Annotated in this window: 5 protein-coding genes; 2 read left to right on the top strand and 3 right to left on the bottom strand. The window is 50.4% G+C overall.

The genetic code is table 11. The features are described 5' to 3' along the window. The 3 genes from RT340_RS22115 to arnB form a co-directional block, all read right to left on the bottom strand. A partial coding sequence (locus RT340_RS22115; protein ID WP_313377814.1) for a formyltransferase occupies window positions 1-1,046 on the bottom strand: 1,046 nt, incomplete at its 3' end. Further along, window positions 1,043-2,029, bottom strand: coding sequence for an undecaprenyl-phosphate 4-deoxy-4-formamido-L-arabinose transferase (gene arnC, locus RT340_RS22110; protein WP_034829843.1), 987 nt, complete (start codon window positions 2,027-2,029; stop codon window positions 1,043-1,045). The genes arnC and RT340_RS22115, both read right to left, overlap by 4 nt. Before the next feature lie 5 nt (window positions 2,030-2,034). After that, window positions 2,035-3,171, bottom strand: a complete 1,137-nt coding sequence (gene arnB / locus RT340_RS22105) for a UDP-4-amino-4-deoxy-L-arabinose aminotransferase (RefSeq protein WP_160833836.1) — start codon at window positions 3,169-3,171, stop codon at window positions 2,035-2,037. Window positions 3,172-3,688: 517 nt separating this feature from the next. Here arnB and RT340_RS22100 point away from each other — a divergent pair. Next, entirely contained in the window at window positions 3,689-3,904 is a 216-nt protein-coding gene (locus tag RT340_RS22100; protein WP_097117901.1) for a hypothetical protein, read from the top strand. 162 nt (window positions 3,905-4,066) lie between these two features. Continuing rightward, a partial coding sequence (locus RT340_RS22095; RefSeq protein ID WP_313377813.1) for a prepilin peptidase occupies window positions 4,067-4,447 on the top strand: 381 nt, incomplete at its 3' end.

Here is a 4,447-nt window from a genome sequence, read left to right as displayed (position 1 = left end):
CCAATATCCAGACCGTAAACTTCAAAGTTGTCATCCTGCAGCAAACGTTCGGTCAAGTGGTTACCGATGAAGCCGTTCACACCCAGAATCAACACGCGTGTACGACGTTTAACGGCTGCAACCGGCTGAGAGTACAACAGTGCGCCCGGCACCATTCCCAGACTCTGCGCCAGCTGGCTGCCGTTCATGTAGACGCCATTTTCACTTTGTCCGGTTACTACTTCCAGGGCACCTTCTCCGCAGGCAATCAGGAAAGGTTCAACGGAAATCACTGTGCCTGGCTTGGCTTTTGGCGCATCAACATGTACGCGCCCTTTCCACACCACGAATTTCACAGTACCGGCGAAGGCAAATGCGCCCGGCCATGGATCGGTGACCGCACGCACCAGGTTGTTGATTGACTGTGCCGACTGTTCCCACTTAATGCGACCGTCTTCTGGTGTGCGACGTCCCACCACCGTCGCCTGGCTGTGATCCTGAGGAATTGCCGCAATTTCACCACGTTTCATCGCTGGCAGTGCCTGCTCCAGCAGTTGTGTAGCACAGGCTGTCAGTTTGCGATGCAGAGTTAAGGCGTTGTCTTGTTCATCAATGGCGACACGCTGCTGTGCCACGATATCGCCTGCATCCGCGCGTTTTACCATGCGATGCAGGGTCACGCCGGTTTCAGTCTCGCCATTCACTAACGCCCAGTTAAGTGGCGCGCGCCCACGATATTTAGGCAGCAGTGAACCATGCAGGTTGAAAGCGCCCAGGCGCGCGCTGCTGAGGATGCTGTCATTGAGCAGATTGCGATAGTAGAAGGAGAAAATGTAATCCGGTGCCATGGATTTAATGCGGTCGACCCACAAAGGATGGTTAGCATCTTCCGGCGCATACACCGCGATACCCTGCTCTGCCGCCAAACGGGCGACAGAACCAAAGAAGTGGTTCTCATTAGCAAAATCAGCATGGGTGAAGATCGCGCTGATTTCGAAACCCGCATTTAACAGCGCAGTAATACCTGCACAGCCCATATCGTGGTAGGCGAAGACGATAGTTTTCATTGCTCAATTTCCTGTACAGAGGAGACATCTTTCTGCGAGTTAATAACACGTTGAATGAAGTAGCGCGGACGAGCGCGGACGTCGTTGTAAATTCGGCCGATGTATTCGCCGAGTAGGCCCATACCGATAAATTGCGCGCCGACAAAAATAAACAGCACCGCAAACAGCATGAACACCCCGTCTCCGGCCCAGTCGGCACCGAGGAACAGGCGCAATACGATCAGTACCAGTGAGAAGGCGAAACCGGCCAATGCAATCAGACTGCCGACAATACTCAGCAGGCGCAGTGGCGTGGTGGTCAGGCAAGTCACCAGGTCATACATCAGATTGATCAGCTTCATAAAGCTGTATTTCGAATCACCAAATTCGCGCTCGGCGTGGGCGACAGGCAGCTCAATCGTGCGGCGCGCAAAGGTGTTGGCCAGGATAGGAATAAAAGTGCTGCGCTCGTGACAGTTGAGCATGGCATCGACAATGTGACGGCGATAAGCACGTAACATGCAGCCATAGTCACCCATCGCTTTACCGGTGACGCGTTGAATCAGCTGGTTGATGGTGCGGGAAGCGCGGCGACGGAACCAACTGTCCTGACGATTTTGACGCACAGTACCGACCACGTCATAACCCTGCTGAGCGGCTTGCACCAGATTGGGAATCTCTTCGGGTGGATTCTGCAAATCCGCATCCAGTGTGATAATCAGGTCGCCTGATACATGGCTAAAACCGGCCATGATTGCCGAGTGTTGTCCATAGTTGCGGTTCAGCAATACGCCGACCACATGGCTTCCGGGCATGTCAGCGGCATCGGCGATCATCTCACCTGAGCGGTCGCTACTGCCGTCATCCACCAGCAAAATCTCATAATCGAGATTCAGCACAGCACATGCCGCATCGGTGCGACGCACCAACTCTGGCAGGCTCTCCTCTTCGTTGTAAACCGGGATCACCACGGAAACTTTACGAATATCTTTTTCTTCGAGCATGTCAATCAAACTCCAGCGATATGACGTAATGCACCGATTACGCGGCTGACATCTTCATCGCGCATATCAGGGAACAGCGGTATTGAGCAGATGCGGTCGCTATTCCATTCCGTGTTGGGCAAGGAAAGTTGCGGATAACGTTCGCGGTAATACTTGTGGGTATGCGCAGCACGGAAATGCAATCCGGTACCAATATCCTGCTTTTTCAATGTTTCCATTAGTGCATCGCGGCTTAAACCGCAGGTGGCTTCATCGGCGCGGATGATAAACAGATGCCAGGCATGTTGATGAGACCATTCAGGCTGAGCGAGCGGTAAAAAAGGGGTATCCGCCAGCTCGATCAGATAACGCTGCGCAATCTCAGCACGACGCGTATTAATGGCAGCCAATTTGTTTAACTGCACCAGCGCAATCGCCGCGCTGATATCTGGCAAGTTGTATTTGAAACCTGGCATGATCACTTCAGCCTGCGGTTTGCGCCCATGGGTATGGCGGTCATAGGCATCCACACCCAAGCCATGGAATTTCAGGCTGCGCATACGATCGGCAAGTTCAGCGTCATCGGTGACGATCAAACCGCCCTCGGCACAAGTCATATTCTTAATGGCATGGAAGGAGAAAATGGCCGTACCTTGCTGGCCAACGTGCTGACCTTTGTAGTAACAACCTGCGGCATGTGCAGCATCTTCTATGACTGCAATGCCGTGGCGCTCACCGATTGCGCGAATCGCATCAATATCCGCAGGTGCCCCGGCATAATGCACTGGAATAATGGCACGGGTACGAGGCGTAATCGCTGCTTCAATTTGCTCAGGTGTGACCATCAGTGTATCGCGATCAATATCAATCATTACCGGCGTGGCGCCGAGTAACGTAATAATGTTAATTGTCGACACCCATGTCAGTGAGGGCGTAATCACCTCATCACCGGGTTGAATATTTAACGCAAGAAGCGTGACGTGCATGCCTGCCGTGGCGGAACTGACAGCAATCGCATGTTGATTGCCGGTTAACTGGCAAAAGGCTTGTTCCAGTTCCGCATTTTTAGGGCCAGTAGTGATCCAGCCAGATTCAAATACCGCTTTTACCGCTGCTAACTCTTCCTCGCCTAATGAGGGACGCGAGAATGGAAGAAAAGTCATAAGTTTACCTTACCGTTTCAAACCCAAAGTTGCCTGCAATAGGGCCAGTTGCAGTGTGCAATCATAAAGTTTCTCAACAACATCCAGTAACTTGCTGTTTAAACGTAGATTAAGCGGAACCAATTCGGTAGCACGAACTGTTAATTCTTTAATCTGGCGCAAAAAAACTTAAGCACACCTGTCATATTGCCTCGTAGAACAAAATACGGAGGAAAACTTAACGGAACATTAAATGGCAGTAAGACAAGATGAGTTATTTCTTAAATGTTGATGATCGGTAGAAGAATCTGGCTGGTAATGTCGTTGTAAAAAGAATATTCATCAATCTTTCATTAAAGATTCAAAATAGGTTAACCACCGCAAGACATACGAAACGAGGAATAGGAAGTTTCTATTTAAATCAATAATAAACATAACGATAAAAATTCAACCTATACTGTTCTTAAGGTTAAATTAATATTCAAATCTTACTCTATGTTGGGAAATCAAACGGCATATAAATGGAGGAGGATACGCAATGAATACAGGAGCCGACAGACTCGCTCAGGCAGCGCTGCGCCGCCACCATATCGGGGTGAAAACCAAAGGTTTGCGTTTTCGCGGTGACATGTATGTGTTTCGCTACAACGCAGGCCATTATGACGTTTTTCTCAACAATGACCGCGTGATGTCACTGGCCACCAGCAACGTTCAGGAAGCCATTCAAATGTTCAAACAGCAGTCCTCTCTCTAACTGCTGTTCCTGCCCCTTATGCTCTACGTTTTTACGGTTGGATTGTTGAATCTGCTCTGAAATCTCACTGATAAACTATGTAATACCCTGTTCGAACTCGCTAACTTTAACATTCGAGCGTAGCGTCTCCTGGCTCATGCAAAGGGATCGCCGAGGTTAATCATGGAGTGGACGTTATGGATAGTCGTGTGGGTGTTGGGATCAAGCGTTGGCAGCTTCATTAATGTCGTGGTTTATCGACTGCCCAGACAATGGCTGCATTCGGAAGCGCAGATAAGTTTGTGGCGGCCCGCTTCACACTGCCCGAAATGCAAACAGGCGCTGCGCTGGCGGGATTTGCTGCCCGTAATCAGCTGGCTGCTTTTACGAGGTCAATGTCGAGATTGTCACTCTGCAATCAGTGCACGTTATCCCGTGGTCGAATTTTTCAGCTCATCGGTCAGCCTCATCCTCGTCTTCTTGTTTCCTGCTGATGGACATTTCGCCATCACGCTCCTGCTGTTTTGGGCGCTGCTAACCCTATCGCTGCTCGATATTGACCAT

Origin of the sequence: Pantoea sp. CTOTU50773 (assembly GCF_032082325.1) — a bacterium.
GTDB lineage: Bacteria > Pseudomonadota > Gammaproteobacteria > Enterobacterales > Enterobacteriaceae > Pantoea > Pantoea communis.
The sequence above is the reverse complement of the archived record's forward strand: the minus strand, read 5'-3'. Positions and strand labels throughout refer to the sequence as shown.

Excerpts from the sequence above, each read along its gene's own strand:
- arnB (WP_160833836.1), bottom strand. The coding sequence starts at position 3,171 with ATGACTTTTCTTCCATTCTCGCGTCCCTCATTAGGCGAGGAAGAGTTA.
- arnC (WP_034829843.1), bottom strand. The coding sequence starts at position 2,029 with ATGCTCGAAGAAAAAGATATTCGTAAAGTTTCCGTGGTGATCCCGGTT.
- RT340_RS22100 (WP_097117901.1), top strand. The coding sequence starts at position 3,689 with ATGAATACAGGAGCCGACAGACTCGCTCAGGCAGCGCTGCGCCGCCAC.